This window comes from Pseudomonas agronomica, from assembly GCF_025917275.1.
GTDB lineage: Bacteria > Pseudomonadota > Gammaproteobacteria > Pseudomonadales > Pseudomonadaceae > Aquipseudomonas > Aquipseudomonas agronomica.
Window position 1 is genome coordinate 20,310 of sequence record NZ_JAOSHO010000002.1, and the last position, 19,279, is coordinate 39,588.

Consider the following 19,279-nt stretch of genomic DNA (forward strand, 5'->3'; position numbering starts at 1 on the left):
CAAAGGGTCAAGGGTGTGCCTCGCACACCCTGCCACTCCATCCAGGAACCGGTTGCAATACAAGCACCAATCCGGAAAACCCCAGCACCAGGTAACTGAATACCTGCCACTGGCTCGCATCCGGCCAGCCGAGATGCACCGCAAAGAACATTCCGCACGCGTACAACGACATGAGCAATAACTGCCCACGAATGTCGCGCCATAGACTGGCAAGGCCCTCGGCCTGAACCAGCACCAAAGCCTGAAATATCACGCACGCCGCGGAAAACCCCACCAGCAGCGCCGTCAGCGTGCCTGCAATTTCGTCGATGAGCAGCGGTGCCAGGCCAACTCGACCCAGCACCGGCAGCAAACCGATGTGCAACAACCAGATGCCGCCCACCCATAACATCTGGGTGAGCTGCCAGATCATGGCGCCGGCTCGCAGCGGGCGCCTTCGTTCAGATGTGACGGACTTCGACAATCTCATACTCGATGACACCACCCGGCGTCTTCACCGCCACCACATCGCCCTCTTCCTTGGCGATCAAGGCGCGAGCAATAGGTGAACCGACGGAAATCTTGCCGAGCTTGATGTCTGCCTCGTCCTCGCCAACGATCTGGTAGGTCACGCTTTCATCGGTCTCGACGTTGGCGATTTCCACCGTGGTGCCGAAAATGACCTTGCCGGTATGCGGAATCGTCGTGACATCGATGATCACCGCATTCTGCATGCGGCCTTCGATGTCACGGACACGCGCCTCGACCATGCCTTGCTCTTCACGAGCTGCATGGTATTCGGCGTTTTCCTTGAGATCTCCCAACTCGCGGGCCTCACCAATTGCCTGGCTCAAGCGCGGACGCTCGACCTTGGTCAGGAAAGCGTGTTCTTCTTCCAGGGCCTTCGCGCCCTGAACAGTCATCGGGTACTTGGTTATGCTCATGCCTTCAATCCTGCATGTAGATCCTGCAAGCGACGTACGGTCTTCTCGGGACCGAACTTGAGCGCTTCGCAGATCGCTTCGCCCGCAGCAATGGTCGTGGTGCAGTAGATCTTGTGCTGCAGCGCGTTGCGACGAATGGAGTAGGAATCGGCGATCGACTGGCGACCTTCCGTGGTGTTGATGATCAGCGTGACTTCGTCATTCTTGATCATGTCGACCACGTGTGGACGACCCTCGGTCACTTTGTTCACGCGGCGCACTTTCAGCCCCGCCGCCTCGATCAGCTTGGCAGTGCCGGCAGTGGCAACCACTTCGAAGCCCAAGTTGATCAGATCACGGGCCACACCTGCAACCAGTGGCTTGTCGTCATCACGCACGCTGATGAACGCGGTGCCGCCCGTCGGCAATACTTCGCTGGCACCCATCTGGGCCTTGGCGAACGCCTCACCGAAGGTATCGCCCACACCCATGACTTCACCGGTGGACTTCATCTCAGGGCCGAGGATCGGATCGACGCCAGGGAACTTGGCGAACGGGAACACCGCCTCTTTCACACTGTAGAAATTCGGAATGATTTCCTTGGTGAAACCCAGCTCTTTCAAGGTTTTGCCAGCCATGACCCGGGCAGCGATCATCGCCAGGGAAACACCGATGCACTTGGAAACGAACGGCACGGTACGGGAAGCACGCGGGTTGACTTCGATGACGTAGATGTCTTCGCCCTGCAGCGCCAACTGCACGTTCATCAGGCCGATAACGCCCAGTTCCAGGGCCATTTTCTTGACCTGCTCACGCATCTCATCCTGGATATGCGCCGGCAGCGAGTACGGCGGCAGCGAGCACGCAGAGTCACCGGAGTGAACACCGGCCTGCTCGATGTGCTGCATGATCGCGCCGATCACCACGTCTTTGCCATCGCTGACCGCATCCACGTCCATTTCGATGGCGCAGTTGAGGAAGTGGTCCAGCAGCACCGGGCTGTCGTTGGAGACCTGGACCGCTTCACGCAGGTAACGCTTGAGCTCGTCTTCCTGGTAGACGATTTCCATCGCACGGCCGCCCAGCACATAGGACGGACGCACCACCAGTGGATAACCGATCTTGGCGGCGGCACGAATCGCTTCGTCTTCGCTACGCACGGTGGCGTTTGGCGGCTGGCGCAGGTTCAGGCGCTCGACCATCTGCTGGAAGCGCTCACGGTCTTCGGCGCGGTCGATCGCATCCGGGCTGGTGCCGATGATCGGCACGCCAGCGGCTTCAAGGGCGCGAGCCAGTTTCAAAGGCGTCTGGCCGCCGTACTGGACGATCACGCCTTTTGGCTTCTCGACGCGAACGATTTCCAGCACGTCTTCCAGGGTCACTGGTTCGAAGTACAGGCGATCGGAGGTGTCGTAGTCGGTAGACACGGTTTCCGGGTTGCAGTTGACCATGATGGTCTCGTAACCGTCGTCGCGCAGGGCCAGTGCCGCGTGCACGCAGCAGTAGTCGAACTCGATGCCCTGGCCGATCCGGTTAGGACCGCCACCCAGGATCATGATCTTGTCCCGAGTCGATGGCGCGGCTTCGCACTCTTCTTCGTACGTGGAATACAGGTAAGCGGTGTCGGTGGCGAACTCGGCCGCGCAGGTGTCGACGCGCTTGTAGACCGGGAACACGTCCAGCTTGTGACGATGGGCGCGCAGGCTCTTCTCGGTCACACCCAGCAGCTTGGCCAGGCGCATGTCGGAGAAACCTTTGCGCTTGAGGCGGAACATCATGTCACGGTCGATGCTGGACATGCCCAGGGTCTTGACCTTCTCTTCTTCCTTGATCAGGTCTTCGATCTGTACCAGGAACCAAGGGTCGATCATGTTCATGCCGAAGATCTGCTCGACGGTCATGCCGGCGCGGAAGGCATCGGCCACGTACCAGATGCGCTCGGCACCCGGCACGGTCAGCTCGCGCTTGAGCACGCTCATGCTTTCCGGATCGTTCAGGTCCAGCTTGGGATCGAGGCCACAAACACCCACTTCCAGGCCACGAAGGGCTTTCTGCAGGGATTCCTGGAAGGTCCGGCCGATGGCCATGACCTCACCCACCGACTTCATCTGGGTGGTCAGGCGGGCGTCGGCCTTGGCAAACTTCTCGAAGGCGAAGCGCGGCAGCTTGGTCACGACGTAGTCGATGGACGGTTCGAAGGACGCCGGGGTCTTGCCGCCGGTGATGTCGTTCGACAATTCGTCCAGGGTGTAGCCCACGGCCAGCTTGGCAGCGACCTTGGCGATCGGAAAACCGGTGGCTTTCGAAGCCAGGGCCGACGAACGGGATACCCGCGGGTTCATCTCGATGACCACCATGCGACCGGTGTTCGGGCAAATGCCGAACTGGACGTTGGAGCCGCCGGTTTCCACGCCGATCTCGCGCAGTACCGCCAGGGAGGCGTTACGCAGGATCTGGTATTCCTTGTCGGTCAGGGTCTGGGCCGGCGCGACGGTGATCGAGTCACCGGTGTGCACGCCCATCGGGTCGAAGTTCTCGATGGAGCAGACGATGATGCAGTTGTCCTTTTTGTCACGGACAACTTCCATTTCATATTCTTTCCAGCCGATCAGGGATTCGTCGATCAGCAGTTCCTTGGTCGGCGACAAGTCGAGACCACGGGCGCAGATTTCTTCGAACTCTTCACGGTTGTAGGCGATGCCGCCACCGGTGCCGCCCATGGTGAAGGACGGACGGATGATGCACGGGAAGCCGAGGCGTTCCAGGACCGCGTTGGCCTCTTCCATGCTGTGGGCGATGCCCGAGCGTGGGCAGTCCAGGCCGATGGATTTCATCGCCTTGTCGAAGCGCGAACGATCTTCGGCCTTGTCGATGGTGTCGGCATTGGCGCCGATCATTTCCACACCGAACTTCTCCAGGACGCCCTCGCGCTCCAGGTCCAGGGCGCAGTTCAGCGCGGTCTGGCCGCCCATGGTCGGCAGCAGCGCGTCCGGGCGTTCCTTCTCGATGATCTTGGCAACGGTCTGCCACTTGATCGGCTCGATGTAGGTGGCATCGGCCATGGCCGGGTCGGTCATGATGGTGGCCGGGTTGGAGTTCACCAGGATGACGCGGTAGCCCTCTTCGCGCAGGGCTTTACAGGCCTGGGCGCCGGAGTAGTCGAATTCGCAGGCCTGGCCGATCACGATCGGGCCAGCGCCAAGAATCAGGATGCTTTTTATGTCTGTACGTTTTGGCATGGGTTTGTCACTCAAATCCGCAGGTCAGTCGGCTAGGCCGTCGAACAATCTTTGAAGCGCCCGAGGGGGCCACCGTTTTCGGGGCCGCCCTCGGGCTTCACGCGGTCAGCGTCGCTTGGCCATCTCGTTGATGAAGCGATCGAACAGCGGCGCCACATCGTTCGGGCCCGGGCTCGCTTCAGGGTGGCCCTGGAAGCTGAACGCGCTCTTGTCGGTACGCTCGATGCCTTGCAGCGTGCCGTCGAACAGCGATTTGTGAATCGCGCGCACGTTGGCCGGCAGGGTCGCTTCATCCACGGCAAAACCGTGGTTCTGGCTGGTGATCATCACCACGCCGGTGTCCAGGTCCTGTACGGGGTGGTTGGCACCGTGGTGGCCGTGACCCATTTTCAAGGTCTTGGCGCCCGAAGCGAGGGCCAGCAGTTGGTGACCGAGGCAGATACCGAAGACCGGGATCTCGGTTTCCAGGACGTCCTTGATCGCTTGGATCGCGTAGTCGCAAGGCTCCGGATCACCCGGGCCGTTGGACAGGAACACGCCGTCGGGCTTGAGCGCCAGGACGTCGGCGGCCGGGGTTTGCGCCGGTACCACGGTGACGCGGCAACCACGCTCGACCAGCATGCGCAGGATGTTCAGCTTGACGCCGTAGTCGTAGGCAACCACGTGGTATGGCAGCTCGGAAGCTTCGATCGTCGCGTGACGATCGGTCTTCAGGTCCCAGACCGTGGAGCGCCATTCGTACTGCTTCTTGGTGCTGACGACTTTCGCCAGGTCCATGCCCTTGAGGCCAGGAAAACCCTGGGCAGCGGCGATGGCGGCTTCTTCGGAAATGTTGTCGCCGGCCATGATGCAGCCGTTCTGCGCGCCTTTTTCCCGAAGGATGCGGGTCAGGCGACGGGTGTCGATACCGGCGATCGCCACGACGTTGTTGGCTTTCAGGTAATCGGACAGGGACATCGTGTTACGCCAGTTGCTCGCTACCAGCGGCAAGTCACGGATGACCAGGCCGGCGGACCAGACACGATCGGACTCGGCGTCTTCCGGCGTGGTGCCGGTGTTGCCGATGTGCGGGTAAGTCAGGGTAACGATTTGCTGGGCGTAGGAAGGATCGGTAAGAATTTCCTGATAGCCGGTCATTGCGGTGTTAAACACCACCTCACCAACGGTCTGACCGTCGGCTCCAATGGCTTCGCCGCGAAAAATGCTGCCATCAGCAAGGGCGAGTATGGCTGGCTTAGTCAAGAAGACCTCCCGTAAATAAAGCCTGAAAGGGCGATCGCAGGTTGTAAAAAAGCGGAGTGACGTATGGACACGTCACCCCGCTTGTTCACTGAATTATTCTGCGCGCTTTTAGTGGACACACTAAAGCTGTAGCTTACAGAAAAAGGCTTTTTTGGTCCACCGCTAATGAGCCTTAAAGGCAGGGGAATGCGACAGGTCGTCGCGAAGCGGTGTAAAACGGGGCTCAGTATAACCTGAACCCCGCCTCCAGGGACATCAACGCAGGTCGAGAACGTCCTGCATGTCGTACAAACCAGGCTCGCGCCCATCCAGCCACAACGCGGCACGCACGGCACCCTTGGCGAAGGTCATCCGGCTCGACGCCTTGTGGGTGATCTCCAGGCGCTCCCCTTCGGTGGCGAACAACACGGTATGGTCACCCACCACGTCACCACCACGCACGGTCGCGAAACCGATGGTGTCGCGCTCGCGAGCACCGGTATGCCCCTCGCGCCCATACACGGCGACCTGTCGCAGATCCCGCCCCAGCGCATCGGCAATTACTTCACCCATGCGCAAGGCCGTTCCCGAAGGCGCATCGATCTTGTGGCGGTGATGGGCCTCGATGATCTCGATATCCGCATCGTCACCCAGGACCCGCGCCGTCAAGTCCAGCAATTTGAGCGACAGGTTCACGCCCACGCTGAAGTTCGCAGCGAAGACGATTGGGATGTCCTTGCCAGCCTCAGTCAGTAACTGCTTCTGCGCAGCATCCAGACCGGTCGTACCGATCACCATGGCCTTGCCTGCCTTGCGGCAGATGGCAAGGTTTTTCAGCATGACTTCCGGCAAGGTGAAATCAACGAGGACGTCAAATTCGTCGATCACCTTTTCCAGCCCACCGGACATCGGCACGCCGATACGACCAATGGAAGCCAGCTCACCAGCATCGGCACCAACCAAGGTACTGTCGGGCCGGACGATGGCAGCCGTCAGCCCCGAAAGCGGCGAACGTTGCTGCACCGCCTCCACCAACGCCTTGCCCATGCGCCCGGCGGCGCCCATCACAGCTATACGTCGCATGCGAACTCCTTACAGGTCGCCGAAGAAGCGCTTCACGCCTTCGAACCAACCGGTGGTTTTTGGCGAGTGACTGTTGTCATTCGCCAGGGAGCTGCGGAACTCTTCGAGCAATTCACGCTGGCGCCGGCTCAGGTTGACCGGCGTTTCCACCGCCACGCGGCACATCAGGTCGCCCGCACCACCGCCACGCACTGGCGCAACGCCTTTGCCACGGATCCGGAACTGCTTCCCGGTCTGCGTGCCCTCGGGAATCTTCAGCTTGACGCGACCGTCGAGGGTCGGGATCTCAAGCTCGCCACCCAAGGCTGCATCGACGAAGCTGATCGGCACTTCACAGAACAGGTGCTTGCCGTCGCGCTGGAAGATCGCGTGCTCGCGCACATTGATGACCACATACAAGTCGCCGGTCGGGCCACCCTGGGCACCCGCCTCGCCTTCGCCAGACAAGCGAATGCGGTCACCGGTATCGACACCGGCCGGCACCTTGACCGACAGCGTCTTGTACTCTTCGACACGCCCTTCGCCGTGGCAGGAGTCGCACGGATCGGAAATGATCTTGCCTTGGCCATGGCAACGTGGGCAGGTCTGCTGGACCGAGAAGAAGCCCTGCTGCATGCGAACCTGGCCGATACCGCCGCAGGTCGGGCAGGTCACGGGCGAGGAACCCTTCTTGGCCCCCGAGCCATCGCACGGCTTGCAATTGACCAGCGTCGGAACACGGATATTGACCGTCGTACCGCGCACCGCCTCTTCCAGGTTCAGCTCCAGGGTGTAGCGCAGGTCGCTGCCACGCTGGGCGCCACCGCGGGCACCGCCACGACCTCCACCGAAGAAATCGCTGAAAACATCGCCGAAGATGTCGGAGAAATTCTGGCCGCCGAAACCGGCGCCACCGCCCCCCATGCTCGGGTCAACACCGGCATGACCGTACTGGTCGTAGGCCGCGCGCTTACTGGAATCGGACAGGACCTCGTAGGCCTCGTTGGCTTCCTTGAACATCTCTTCCGACGCTTTGTCGCCGGGATTACGGTCCGGGTGATGCTTCATCGCCAGGCGACGATAAGCCTTTTTCAGCTCTGCCTCGCTGGCACCGCGCTCGACACCCAATACTTCGTAAAAATCACGCTTTGCCATTAGTCTTTGCACTCTTATAGGACGTTCGGCAAACCTCTCCTGAACCTTGCCAAACTCGTTGAGCCCCAATACAGGCCCGGACCCAACTCACGTCAATTCAACGATCCTGGTCGTAGGCTTTGTAGGAAAAGTGCCTGCGCGACGTCTCCTACAATCCAAATCTTTCAGCCAGGGCCCCGGCCAAAATGCGGTGCTCATCGCCCGAAAAGCAGGAGCATTCCCGAACACACCGCCAACACCCGAACACTGTCGCATGCTGTAAAAATTCGCTGGCTCCAGACACGCCAACGCGGGAGCAAGCTCCCGCGCGGCGACATCCTACCAGCCACCGCACAAATGCAGTCAACCGGCCGACCAACAAGCGATTACTTGTTGTCTTTCACTTCTTCGAACTCAGCGTCGACGACGTCGTCGGCTTTTTCAGCCGATTCGCCTTGCTGCGCGGCGCCTTCAGCTGGCTGGGCCTGTTCGGCGTACATCTTCTGAGCCACTGGAGCGGAGACTTTCGACAGCTCTTCGATCTTCGCCTCGATGGCCGCCTTGTCGTCGCCTTTGACAGCCGCTTCAAGGGCAACCACGGCTGCCTCGATAGCGGTTTTCTCTTCAGCGGTCACTTTCTCGCCAGCATCGGCAACCATCTTGCGAGTCGAGTGCACCAAGGCATCACCCTGGTTGCGAGCGCTTGCCAGCTCTTCGAACTTGCGGTCTTCCTCGGCGTTGACTTCAGCATCGCGGACCATCTGCTGAATTTCTTCCTCGGACAGGCCGGAGTTGGCCTTGATCACGATCGACTGGGTCTTGCCGGTTGCCTTGTCTTTCGCACCGACGTGCAAGATGCCGTTGGCGTCGATGTCGAAGGTCACTTCGATCTGTGGCACGCCACGTGGTGCTGGTGGAATCTCTGCCAGGTCGAACTTGCCCAGGGACTTGTTCTGGGCAGCTTGCTTGCGCTCGCCTTGCAGAACGTGGATGGTCACGGCGCTCTGATTGTCATCGGCAGTCGAGAACACCTGGGATTTCTTGGTAGGAATCGTGGTGTTTTTCTCGATCAGCGCGGTCATCACGCCACCCATGGTTTCAATACCCAGGGTCAGCGGGCTGACGTCCAGCAGCAGAACGTCTTTCACGTCACCGGCGAGAACGGCGCCCTGGATAGCTGCACCCATGGCAACGGCTTCGTCAGGGTTCACGTCCTTGCGAGCTTCTTTACCGAAGAAATCGGTCACCAGCTTCTGCACCAGCGGCATACGGGTCTGACCACCGACCAGGATCACGTCGTTGATCGAACCTACGTCGATACCGGCATCCTTCATCGCAATGCGGCAAGGTTCGATGGTGCGCTGAACCAGGTCTTCCACCAGCGCTTCGAGCTTGGCGCGGGAGATTTTTACGTTCAGGTGCTTAGGACCGGTAGCGTCCGCGGTGATGTACGGCAGGTTCACGTCGGTCGACTGGCTCGAGGACAGTTCGATCTTGGCCTTTTCAGCGGCTTCTTTCAGGCGCTGCATGGCCAGCGGGTCACCCTTGAGGTTCATGCCGCTTTCTTTCTTGAACTCGTCGACGAGGTAGTCGATCAGGCGGATGTCGAAGTCTTCACCACCGAGGAAGGTGTCACCGTTGGTGGCCAACACTTCGAACTGGTGCTCACCGTCGACTTCCGCGATTTCGATCACGGAAACGTCGAAAGTACCGCCACCCAGGTCATAAACGATCACGGTGTGATCGCCCTTGGCCTTGTCCATGCCGTAGGCCAGAGCAGCCGCGGTAGGTTCGTTGATGATACGTTTTACGTCCAGGCCTGCGATGCGGCCGGCGTCTTTGGTCGCCTGGCGCTGGCTGTCGTTGAAATAGGCAGGGACAGTGATGACCGCTTCAGTCACCGCTTCGCCGAGGTAATCTTCGGCGGTCTTCTTCATTTTCTTCAGGATTTCAGCCGAGATTTGTGGCGGGGCCATTTTCTGACCGTTCACTTCAACCCAGGCGTCGCCATTATCAGCCTTGGCGATCTTGTAAGGCACCATCTTGATGTCTTTCTGAACGACTTCTTCGTCGAACTTACGACCGATCAGACGCTTCACCGCGTACAGGGTGTTATGCGGATTGGTCACAGCCTGACGCTTGGCGGACTGGCCCACCAGGATTTCGCCGTCGTTGGCGTACGCGATGATCGACGGCGTAGTGCGCGCGCCTTCAGCGTTTTCAATAACCTTGGCCTTGCCGTTTTCCAGCACGGAGACGCACGAGTTGGTGGTCCCCAGGTCGATGCCGATAATCTTGCCCATGTTAACTCTCCCGGAACTTGAATTTTGTTGCCGCAGCAGTGGTGGCTAACTGCGGTAGTACTTAAACGCTTGACTTCTTAATGGGGCCGTTGCGCCCGATTTCAAGCCTGCTCGTCAATAGAAGGCGAAACCGGTGCCGGCGCCTTGCTGACCACAACCATGGCCGGGCGCAGCAGACGGCCGTTGAGCAGGTAGCCCTTCTGGAAAACCTTCAGCACGCTGTTTGGCTCGACATCCGCACTTTCCTGCATCGCCATGGCCTGGTGATGTTCGGCGTTGAAGGGTTCGCCGTGTGGATCGATTGCTTCAAGCTGATAGCGCTTGAGGGTGTCCTGGAACATTTTCAGGGTCAGCTCGATGCCTTCACGCATCGGACGGATGTTCTCGTCGTCCGGGTTGGACAGCTCCAGACCGCGCTCCAGGCTGTCGATGATTGGCAGCAGGTCACCCGCAAAACGTTCCAGGGCAAACTTGTGGGCCTTCTCTACGTCTTGCTCGGCGCGACGGCGAACGTTCTGCAGATCGGCTGCTACACGCAACGCCTGATCCTGCGCACCGGCCAGTTGCTCCTCGAGCACTTGTACACGTGCCGACAGGTCTTCGCCCGAGTCCTGGGGAGCCTGATTGGCGTCTAGATTTTGCGTATCCTGCGTCTGTTCGTCAGCCATAGATTTCTCCTTTCAACTTCGTCCGCGAGCTCGACTCGCGCTTCTGCCCCGGTATATGGGGCCGGGTTTTCAAGCTTCAAGGGTCACCTGACGAATTAACCCTACAAAAGGCAGCAGCATGATCATTCCTCGAAGCACTAAGAACTTCGCGCCCCCAAGCAAATCGAGCTAAGCACAGGCATTGTCAGCCCGAAACAAAACACTGTATAAATAACCAGACCTAAAGCCTGGGAGCGGCCTTATGCTGGTGCACCTGTCCGTACACAACTACGCCATCGTCGAACATCTCGACCTCGAACTCGATCGGGGCATGAGCGTGATCACCGGTGAAACCGGCGCGGGCAAGTCGATCATGCTCGATGCCTTGGGCCTGACGCTGGGCGACCGCGCAGACAGCGGCGTGGTGCGTCCCGGAGCGGACAAGGCCGACATCCTGGCAACCTTCGACCTGGTCGACATCCCCGAAGCCAGCACCTGGCTGGCGGAACGTGACCTGGACACCGATGGCCTGTGCATCCTGCGGCGGGTCATCACCGCCGAGGGCCGCTCCCGAGGCTATATCAACGGCACGCCCTGCCCGCTGGGCGACCTGAAGGCCCTGGGTGAGCTGCTGATTGATATTCACAGCCAGCATGAACATCAATCGCTGCTCAAGACCGACACCCATCGTCGACTGCTCGACGAATACGCAGGCGCCACGGACCTGGCACGCCAGGTTCAATTGGCCGCCCAGCGCTGGCGGCAAACCCGGCAGGAACTGGATCGCCTCTCCAATTCCGGCGACGAACAGCGTGCCCGCCACCAGTTGTTGAGCTATCAGCTGGAAGAGCTGGAGAACCTGGCCCTGGGTGAAAACGAGCTGGAGGAACTGGAACAGGAACACAAGAACCTGACCAACGCCGAGGCGCTGCTGGGCATTTGCCGCCAGGTCGTTGAGCAATGCAGCGAAAGCGACTCAGGCAATGTACTCAACGCCCTGACAGCGAGCCTGAACCGACTCTCCAGCGTCAGCAACTCCGTAGGTGCCCTGAACGAAGCAACGAACCTGCTGACCAGCGCACAGATACAAGTCGAGGAAGCCGTCGGCGAGCTGAACCGCTTCCTCGATCATTTCGACGCCGACCCGGCACGCCTGCAATACCTGGAAGAACGCCTGGATACCATTTATACGCTCGCCCGCAAGCACCGCGTCCAGCCAACCGATGTCGTCGAGCTGCAGCAGCGCCTGCTCGAAGAGCTGGAAACCCTGAACGCCAATGACGAATCCATCGAGCGCCTCGGCGACGAGCTGGCCTCCTACGCGCGTCATTATCAGGAGAAAGCCAATGAACTCAGCCAACTGCGCCGCCAGGCCGCGACAGGGCTCGCCAATGCCGTGGAGCAGGAAATCCAGCGACTTGGCATGCCAGGCGGGCGCTTTACCATCGAGCTGCACCCCAACGCCGGCGACGAACTCCTGCCCAACGGACTGGAACAGGTCGAGCTGCTGGTCAGCGCCAACCCCGGGCAGCCGCTCAAGGCGCTGGCCAAAGTGGCGTCCGGGGGCGAGCTGTCACGCATCAGCCTGGCTATCCAGGTCATCACCGCACAAACCTCACGAGTACCTACATTGGTATTTGACGAAGTGGACGTAGGGATCGGCGGCCCGACAGCGGAAATTGTCGGCCAATTGCTCCGCAGGCTGGGCGAACGCGGCCAGGTCCTGACCGTTACCCATTTGCCCCAGGTCGCAGCCCAGGGACATCAGCACCTGTTTGTGCACAAGGTGCGCGGCGAAGACGCCACTCGTACCGCCGTGTCCAAGCTCAACAAGCATGAACGCGTGGAAGAAGTGGCACGGATGCTTGGGGGCATCGACCTGACCAAGGAATCCTTGGCGCACGCCAAGAAAATGGTGATCGCGGCAAAAATCTGAGGGACACCAAAAAGCAAGAAGGCGACCCGAGGGTCGCCTTCTTTCGTTTTGAGAACCTTGGTCCCCGCGACGAGCTTATTTGCGCTTGCGCACGTGCAAGACGAGATGGTGATCGATCAGCTCGAAACCATACTCCTCAGCAATCGCTTTTTGCAGCTTCTCGATTTCAGGACTGACGAATTCGATGACTTCACGGGTTTCCACGTCCACCATATGGTCATGGTGCTCCCCGTCAGCCAATTCGAAGACCGCATGACCGCCATCGAAATTATGACGAGCCACCAGACCCGCAGCTTCGAACTGGGTCAGGACACGGTAAACCGTGGCCAGACCGACGTCCTCGCCAGCTTCCATGAGCGCCTTGTAGACGTCTTCGGCACTCATGTGGCGTTGCTCTGCGGAATCGAGCATTTGCAGGATCTTGACCCTTGGCAGGGTCACTTTGAGGCCGGCTTTGCGTAGTTCGCTATTTTCAACCATGGTCAGCTTTCTCGCGATGCTGCTTCGCAGCTTCTCTTATTGCGGGTATGATCGGCGTTTACGTTGTCCCAGCCAAGATAGTGGAAGTCGCCCACCGATGCAAAACACCAAGCTCTTGCTAACCAGTTTCACCTTCGTGGGACTGCTCGCACTCGCCGGTTGTTCATTCCCCGGGGTTTACAAAATCGACATCCAGCAGGGCAATGTCGTCACGCAGGACATGATAGACCAGTTACGCCCGGGAATGACCCGTCGGCAAGTACGGTTTATCATGGGCAACCCCCTGCTGACCGACACGTTCCATGCCGATCGCTGGGATTATCTGTACAGCTTGCAGCCTGGCGGCGGCGAGCGGCAACAGGAACGCATCAGCGTTATCTTCAATGCCAATGACCAGCTTGTCAGCCTCTCGGGTGATTTCATGCCGGGTGTAAGCCGCGATGAAGCCATCATGGGCAAGGACAGCGGCACGACGGTGACCGACCCGACCCAGAACGCCGAACAGCCAAAACCGGAGAAACCGGCCAAGCCAGGTTCGCTGCTGGATCAGATCCAGAAGGACGTGGACAAAGTCGAGACCGTACCAGTGCCGACTCCAGAGCCGCTGGATACGTCACCGCAATAAATCGCGACATAAAAAAACCCGGCATGCCGGGTTTTTTCTTGCCTGCGATTCGGCCCGTCTATTGATCCGCCTGACGCGCCAGGGCAGCCTTGGCCGCCCGCAGGCGACGAATTTCCTTCGGATCAGCCAGTAAGGGTCGATAAATCTCGAGCCGATCCGCCGGCTGGACCACCTGCCGATCAGGATCGGCAACCACCTTGCCAAAAATCCCGACAGGGCAAGTGGTCAGGTCCAGCTCCGGAAACGCCTTGGCAATGCCCGACACCATCAGTGCGGCGCGAACAGACGTCCCTTCACCGACCTTGAATGAGCGCAAGACCTGGCGATCGGTAGCGGCATACACCACTTCTATCTCGATCAACGCTTGAGCTCGGCGTTTTGCTTGGCCCGCTGGCAAAACGCGTCAACAAGGGTATTGGCCGCCTGATTGAACAGCGGGCCCAGCGTCGCGCGTACCAGTGGCCCGGCATAATCAAATGACAGGTCCAGGCTGATCTTGCAGGCCTTCTCGCCAAGCGGCTTGAACACCCATACGCCATGAAGCTGATTGAAAGGGCCCTCTTCGAGGTTCATCTCGATGGATTGGCCCGGCACCAAGGTATTGCGGGTGACGAAATGCTGGCTCAATCCACCTTTGGCGACGTTAAGGCTGGCGCGCATATGGGTTTCGGAGCTTTCGAGCACCTCGGCGGACGAGCACCACGGCAGGAACTGCGGATAACTCGCCACGTCGTTGACCAAGTCATAGAGCGCCTGTGCCGGGTAAGGCAGCAAGGCCGAGCGTTGAATATGTGTCGTCATGCAAGCGTCACTTCCACAGCTGGGCGGCAAACACTACAAGAATGCCGATGGGCGCCACATAGCGCATCAAGAACAGGCTCAGGGCGAACAGCACCGGACTGCGCAGCGACAACTCATCGCGTACGGCTTCACGCCCCATGACCCACCCTGCAAACACCACGAAACACAAACCTCCCAATGGCAGCATGATCCGCGAGGTAAAGAAATCAATCACCCCGAAGAAGTCCAGCCCGCCGGTAGCTCCCCACTGGTAGAGGTGGAACAGGCCGTCTTCGTTCACGAAAAACTTTGCCTGCTTCCATATATTGAAGGAAAAAACCGTGCCCAAGCCCACGAACCAGCACGTAAAGGCCAGCCAGAAGGTAACCCAGGCGCGGCTCAGGCGGGTTCGCTCCACAAGATAAGCCACCATCGGCTCAAGCAGGGAAATGGCTGAACTCCAGGCTGCGATAGCCACCAGGACAAAAAACACCACCCCCATGACTTGGCCGAACGCCATGCTGCCAAAGGCAAAAGGCAGGCTGACGAACATCAGCCCCGGCCCTTCGCTGGGGTTCAGGCCGGCGGCAAACACAATCGGGAACAATGCCACCCCAGCCAACAACGATACAAAGGTATCCAGCAACGCGACCCCGACAACGGTCTTGGTCAGAGATGCATTCTTCGGCATGTAGGCGCCATAGATCATGATCGAACCGACCCCCACGCTCAGGGAAAAAAACGCGTGGCCCATGGCCGGCAACAAGCCATCCATGACCTTCTCCGGCTTGAAGTCGAACATGAAATGCACGCCTTCCATGAAATGGCCCGTGGTCATGCTGTAGCCCAGCAACACCAGGATCATCACGAACAACAGTGGCATCATGATCCGCAGGCTGCGCTCAAGCCCGGCGACGACGCCTCGGGCAATCACCACGGCAGAGAGCACCAGGAAAAGTGTGTGCCAAAGCGTCAGCCTCCACGGGTCGGCGATCACATTGCCGAAGTAGGCACCCACCTCATCGGGCGTCGCACCTTGGAAATCCCCACGCCCCATGTCGATGATGTAGTCCAGCGACCAGCCACCCACCACGCTGTAGAAGGACAGGATCAGCAACGCCGTGATCATCCCGGCGAACGCCCCCCACGACCATTTCGGCGAGTGCCCTGCCTCGACGGCCAATACCTTCAAGGCGTTGGCCGGGCTCTGTCGGGCGCGACGACCGATCAACGTTTCCGCCAGCATCACCGGCGCGCCGATGAGGACGATGCACGCCAGGAACATCAATACGAAAGCCCCGCCGCCGTAGACGCCGACCATGTACGGAAACTTCCAGATACTACCCAGCCCCACGGCCGAACCGGTCGCGGCGAGTATGAAGACCCAGCGGCTAGCCCAACTGCCGTGGACAGAAACCTTGTCTGTCGACATCGTGATCACGCCCAAGCGTTCAAAAAAGAGGCCGCATTGTCCGGGATTCATGCAACCTGCTCAAGCACACCGCTTCACCGTAGCCGACACGCACGCAACTGCCTATAATGCCGCCCCTATGGCTAAACAGAAGAAACACCCCACAGGGACCATCGCGCAAAACAAAAAGGCGCGACACGATTACTTCATCGAACAACGTTTCGAGGCTGGCATGGTCCTGGCCGGCTGGGAAGTAAAGAGCTTGCGTGCCGGCAAGGCGCAACTGGTCGACAGTTATGTCTTGCTCAAGGACGGCGAAGCGTGGCTGCTCGGCAGTCATATCACGCCGCTGACCACCGCCAGTACCCACGTCATCGCCGACCCAGTGCGCTCGCGCAAGCTGCTGCTCAACAAGCGCGAGCTGGAGAAGCTCTTCGCGTCCGTGCAGCAGAAGGGTTATGCGTGCGTCTGCACGTCGCTGTACTGGAGCAAGCACTTGATCAAGTGTGAAATTGCCCTGGGCAAGGGCAAGAAGGAATACGACAAGCGCGATACCGAACGCGAACGCGACGCCGGTCGCGAGTTGCAGCGTGCGGTGCGCAACAAGGGCAAGGAAGACTAAGCCCTCGATCTTTGTGGGAGCGAGCTTGCTCGCGATGACGTCGTCACATCCGCTGTAGATGGGTCTGACAGACCGTCTTCGCGAGCAGGCTCGCTCCCACAGATTCAACAATCATGATCAGATCCCCTTGCGCCGCTCCGCCCGCGCCACCCGCTGCACTTCCTGCCGCACCTCTTCCAGCACTTCCTGCACATACAGGATATGTCGGCTGGAGACTTCCCGCGCCAGCTCGGCGTGCCCATCCATGATGGCTTGATACAGCTCCCGATGCTGACTGATCAGCATGTCGCGCGTCTCGCTGCGCTGCTTGTACATGCCGCCAATGTTGGTCACCACATTACGCTTGAGCAGGTCGAACAGTCCGCGAATGGTGTGCAGTAGAACCGCGTTATGACTGGCCTCGGCGATCGCCAGGTGGAAACGGGCATCCGCCGCGCCCTCCTCTGCCCGACTCACTTCTTCATGGCGTGAATAACAATCCTGCAACGCTTCGAACGCGGTCGTCAGTCGCTCGCGGTCGACCTCCGTAGCGCGCAGTGCTGCGTAATAAGCGCAGGATGCTTCCAAGGTATGACGAAACTCCAATAAGTCGCGCTGTGCTTCGGGATTGCTTTCCAAGAGCTGCAGCAGCGGATCACTGAACGTCGACCCCAGCGATTCGACGACATAGTTTCCCCCACCCTGGCGACTGACCAGCAGCCCCTTGGCCGCCAGTTTCTGAATCGCCTCGCGCAACGAAGGCCGCGAAACACCGAATTGATCGGCCAGGGTCCGCTCGGCCGGCAGGCGCTCACCTGACTTCAGCGTGCCCTCGAGGATCATGCCTTCAAGCCGCTCGACAATATCGTCAGACAAACGGCGCTGACGAATCTGATCAAACCCCATAACTCAATTCTCCACGATCCCGACGGCTCGCCGGGCTCTCTATTCTGGCCCATCCGGGCCTTGTCCACACCCACCAAAAACCGCCAATGCCAGCAGATCAGATGTGATCTGCACCGCTTATTCGACGAAAGTTTCAGGGCGGCAAATTGACACACGACAACCAAGGCTTTTACCCTAGCCAACAGCGCTTGTAAATTGGTATTACCAATTATCCAGATCGCTGACCAGTGCCTGACCAACAACAATTAGGGGCTCACCCAATATGCAAACCTGGCAACAGCTTTACAGCCCGCTCGGCAGCCTAGGCTTGTCCGCACTCGCGGCCGTCATTCCCATCGTGTTTTTCTTTCTGGCCCTGGCGGTGTTTCGCCTGAAGGGACACGTGGCCGGCAGTATCACCCTGGCCCTGGCGATTGCCGTGGCGATCTTCGCGTTCAACATGCCTGCAGACATGGCTTTCGCCGCCGCCGGCTATGGTTTTGCCTACGGTTTGTGGCCCATCGCCTGGATCATCGTCGCCGCCGTGTTCCTCTACAAACTCACGGTCAAGAGCGGCCAGTTCGAGGTCATCCGCAGCTCGGTGCTGTCGATTACCGATGACCAACGCCTGCAAGTGCTGTTGATCGGCTTTTGCTTCGGCGCATTCCTCGAAGGTGCCGCCGGTTTCGGCGCACCCGTGGCAATCACCGCGGCCCTGCTGGTCGGCCTGGGCTTCAACCCCTTGTATGCCGCTGGCCTGTGCCTGATCGCCAACACGGCGCCAGTAGCCTTTGGCGCGCTGGGTATCCCGATCATCGTGGCCGGGCAGGTCACCGGGATCGACGCCTTCAAGATCGGCGCCATGACCGGTCGCCAGCTACCATTGTTGTCGCTGTTCGTGCCGTTCTGGCTGGTGTTCATGATGGACGGCCTGCGCGGCGTACGAGAAACCTGGCCGGCAGCGCTGGTGGCAGGCTTGAGCTTCGCCGTCACCCAGTACTTCACCTCGAACTTCATCGGCCCGGAACTGCCGGACATCACGTCCGCCCTGGCCAGCCTGATTTCCCTGACGCTGTTCCTGAAAGTCTGGCAGCCCAAGCGCACCGCAGGCGCCCAGATTGCGGGCGCCACCTCCAGCGCAACAGTCACCGCCAGCGCCGGTGGTTTCGGCCAGCCGCGCAGCACCGTGGCGTCGCCCTACAGCCTGGGGGAAATCATCAAGGCCTGGTCGCCTTTCCTGATTCTCACCGTGCTGGTTACGATCTGGACCTTGAAACCCTTCAAGGCGATGTTCGCCGCGGGTGGCTCGATGTACGCCTGGGTGTTCAACTTCGCTATTGCGCACCTGGACCAATTGGTCATCAAGTCCGCACCTATCGTGGTCAACCCGACCGCCATCCCGGCCGTGTTCAAGCTTGATCCGATTTCCGCCACCGGCACGGCGATTTTCTTCTCAGCGTTGATCTCGATGCTGGTATTGAAAATCAACGTCAAAACTGGTCTTACCACTTTTAAAGAGACCCTTTTCGAGTTGCGCTGGCCCATTCTGTCCATCGGCATGGTGCTGGCGTTCGCGTTCGTCACCAACTACTCCGGCATGTCCTCGACCATGGCCCTGGTATTGGCCGGCACCGGCGCGGCGTTCCCGTTCTTCTCGCCGTTCCTGGGTTGGCTGGGCGTGTTCCTGACCGGCTCCGATACGTCGTCCAACGCGCTGTTCAGCTCGCTGCAAGCCACCACCGCGCACCAGATCGGCGTCAACGACACCTTGCTGGTCGCGGCCAATACCAGCGGCGGCGTGACCGGCAAAATGATTTCGCCACAATCGATCGCCGTGGCCTGCGCCGCCACCGGGCTGGTGGGCAAGGAATCGGATCTGTTCCGTTTCACCCTGAAACACAGCCTATTCTTTGCAACGATTGTCGGCTTGATCACGTTGGCCCAGGCCTACTGGTTCACCGGCATGCTGGTTCATTAATTCCTACGCACAACATTGAAAAACCGACGCCGAACCGTGATTCGGCGTCTGCTATTCACAACCGGGTCTGCAAGG

17 protein-coding genes are annotated in these 19,279 nt (G+C 59.6%); 4 read left to right on the forward strand and 13 right to left on the reverse strand.

Going from position 1 to position 19,279, the window contains the following annotated elements; translation table 11 throughout:
* Positions 1 to 7: 7 nt before the first annotated feature.
* The 8 genes from OC610_RS00395 to grpE all read right to left on the reverse strand — a co-directional run bounded on the left by OC610_RS00395 (position 8) and on the right by grpE (position 10,529).
* On the reverse strand, positions 8 to 412 hold the full coding sequence (locus OC610_RS00395) for an MFS transporter (protein WP_264426002.1): 405 nt from the start codon (positions 410 to 412) through the stop codon (positions 8 to 10).
* A 28-nt stretch (positions 413 to 440) separates the two neighbouring features.
* Positions 441 to 917, reverse strand: a complete 477-nt coding sequence (gene greA, locus OC610_RS00400; protein ID WP_030139783.1) for a transcription elongation factor GreA — start codon at positions 915 to 917, stop codon at positions 441 to 443.
* Between the two features lie 2 nt (positions 918 to 919).
* Positions 920 to 4,141 carry a carbamoyl-phosphate synthase large subunit gene (gene carB, locus OC610_RS00405; RefSeq protein WP_264426003.1) on the reverse strand — a complete coding sequence of 1,074 codons (3,222 nt, stop codon included), beginning with the start codon at positions 4,139 to 4,141 and terminating at the stop codon, positions 920 to 922.
* A gap of 105 nt (positions 4,142 to 4,246) precedes the next feature.
* Complete coding sequence (carA, locus tag OC610_RS00410; protein WP_264426004.1) at positions 4,247 to 5,383, reverse strand: glutamine-hydrolyzing carbamoyl-phosphate synthase small subunit; 1,137 nt, start codon at positions 5,381 to 5,383, stop codon at positions 4,247 to 4,249.
* Positions 5,384 to 5,638: 255 nt separating this feature from the next.
* Positions 5,639 to 6,445: a 4-hydroxy-tetrahydrodipicolinate reductase gene (gene dapB, locus OC610_RS00415; protein ID WP_264426005.1), complete on the reverse strand. Its 807-nt coding sequence runs from the start codon at positions 6,443 to 6,445 to the stop codon at positions 5,639 to 5,641.
* A 9-nt stretch (positions 6,446 to 6,454) separates the two neighbouring features.
* On the reverse strand, positions 6,455 to 7,579 hold the full coding sequence (gene dnaJ / locus OC610_RS00420) for a molecular chaperone DnaJ (protein WP_264426006.1): 1,125 nt from the start codon (positions 7,577 to 7,579) through the stop codon (positions 6,455 to 6,457).
* Between the two features lie 365 nt (positions 7,580 to 7,944).
* A complete protein-coding gene (dnaK, locus tag OC610_RS00425; protein WP_030139778.1) occupies positions 7,945 to 9,861 on the reverse strand; it encodes a molecular chaperone DnaK in 1,917 nt (638 codons plus the stop codon).
* Positions 9,862 to 9,962: 101 nt separating this feature from the next.
* Positions 9,963 to 10,529 (reverse strand): nucleotide exchange factor GrpE, encoded by a 567-nt coding sequence (grpE, locus tag OC610_RS00430; protein ID WP_181287537.1) that lies wholly within the window; start codon positions 10,527 to 10,529, stop codon positions 9,963 to 9,965.
* Between the two features lie 241 nt (positions 10,530 to 10,770).
* Here grpE and recN point away from each other — a divergent pair, with 241 nt between their 5' ends.
* The gene (gene recN, locus OC610_RS00435) at positions 10,771 to 12,444 is read left to right on the forward strand and encodes a DNA repair protein RecN (RefSeq protein ID WP_264426008.1); all 1,674 of its coding nucleotides are present in this window, start codon (positions 10,771 to 10,773) and stop codon (positions 12,442 to 12,444) included.
* 75 nt (positions 12,445 to 12,519) lie between these two features.
* Here recN and fur read toward each other — a convergent pair whose 3' ends face one another.
* The gene (gene fur, locus OC610_RS00440) at positions 12,520 to 12,924 is read right to left on the reverse strand and encodes a ferric iron uptake transcriptional regulator (protein WP_030139775.1); all 405 of its coding nucleotides are present in this window, start codon (positions 12,922 to 12,924) and stop codon (positions 12,520 to 12,522) included.
* A gap of 97 nt (positions 12,925 to 13,021) precedes the next feature.
* Between fur and OC610_RS00445 the strand changes: the two genes are divergently transcribed.
* Positions 13,022 to 13,549: an outer membrane protein assembly factor BamE gene (locus OC610_RS00445; protein WP_030139774.1), complete on the forward strand. Its 528-nt coding sequence runs from the start codon at positions 13,022 to 13,024 to the stop codon at positions 13,547 to 13,549.
* Between the two features lie 58 nt (positions 13,550 to 13,607).
* Here the strand turns inward: OC610_RS00445 and OC610_RS00450 are convergent, their stop codons facing one another.
* From OC610_RS00450 to OC610_RS00460, 3 genes are read right to left on the reverse strand one after another with little or no spacing between them, the layout of a single operon-like run.
* On the reverse strand, positions 13,608 to 13,910 hold the full coding sequence (locus OC610_RS00450; RefSeq protein WP_264426009.1) for an RnfH family protein: 303 nt from the start codon (positions 13,908 to 13,910) through the stop codon (positions 13,608 to 13,610).
* The gene (locus tag OC610_RS00455) at positions 13,907 to 14,350 is read right to left on the reverse strand and encodes a type II toxin-antitoxin system RatA family toxin (RefSeq protein ID WP_030139772.1); all 444 of its coding nucleotides are present in this window, start codon (positions 14,348 to 14,350) and stop codon (positions 13,907 to 13,909) included. The genes OC610_RS00450 and OC610_RS00455 overlap by 4 nt, the downstream gene beginning before the upstream one ends.
* A gap of 7 nt (positions 14,351 to 14,357) precedes the next feature.
* Positions 14,358 to 15,761 carry a sodium-dependent transporter gene (locus tag OC610_RS00460; RefSeq protein ID WP_264426011.1) on the reverse strand — a complete coding sequence of 468 codons (1,404 nt, stop codon included), beginning with the start codon at positions 15,759 to 15,761 and terminating at the stop codon, positions 14,358 to 14,360.
* A 118-nt stretch (positions 15,762 to 15,879) separates the two neighbouring features.
* On the opposite strand from OC610_RS00460, the gene smpB reads away from it, so the two are divergent.
* Entirely contained in the window at positions 15,880 to 16,362 is a 483-nt protein-coding gene (smpB, locus tag OC610_RS00465; protein ID WP_030139770.1) for an SsrA-binding protein SmpB, read from the forward strand.
* Positions 16,363 to 16,479: 117 nt separating this feature from the next.
* Here smpB and OC610_RS00470 read toward each other — a convergent pair whose 3' ends face one another.
* Positions 16,480 to 17,247, reverse strand: coding sequence for a GntR family transcriptional regulator (locus tag OC610_RS00470; protein WP_181287532.1), 768 nt, complete (start codon positions 17,245 to 17,247; stop codon positions 16,480 to 16,482).
* Positions 17,248 to 17,509: 262 nt separating this feature from the next.
* Here OC610_RS00470 and OC610_RS00475 point away from each other — a divergent pair, with 262 nt between their 5' ends.
* The gene (locus OC610_RS00475) at positions 17,510 to 19,204 is read left to right on the forward strand and encodes a lactate permease LctP family transporter (protein WP_264426012.1); all 1,695 of its coding nucleotides are present in this window, start codon (positions 17,510 to 17,512) and stop codon (positions 19,202 to 19,204) included.
* Positions 19,205 to 19,279 lie beyond the last annotated feature (75 nt).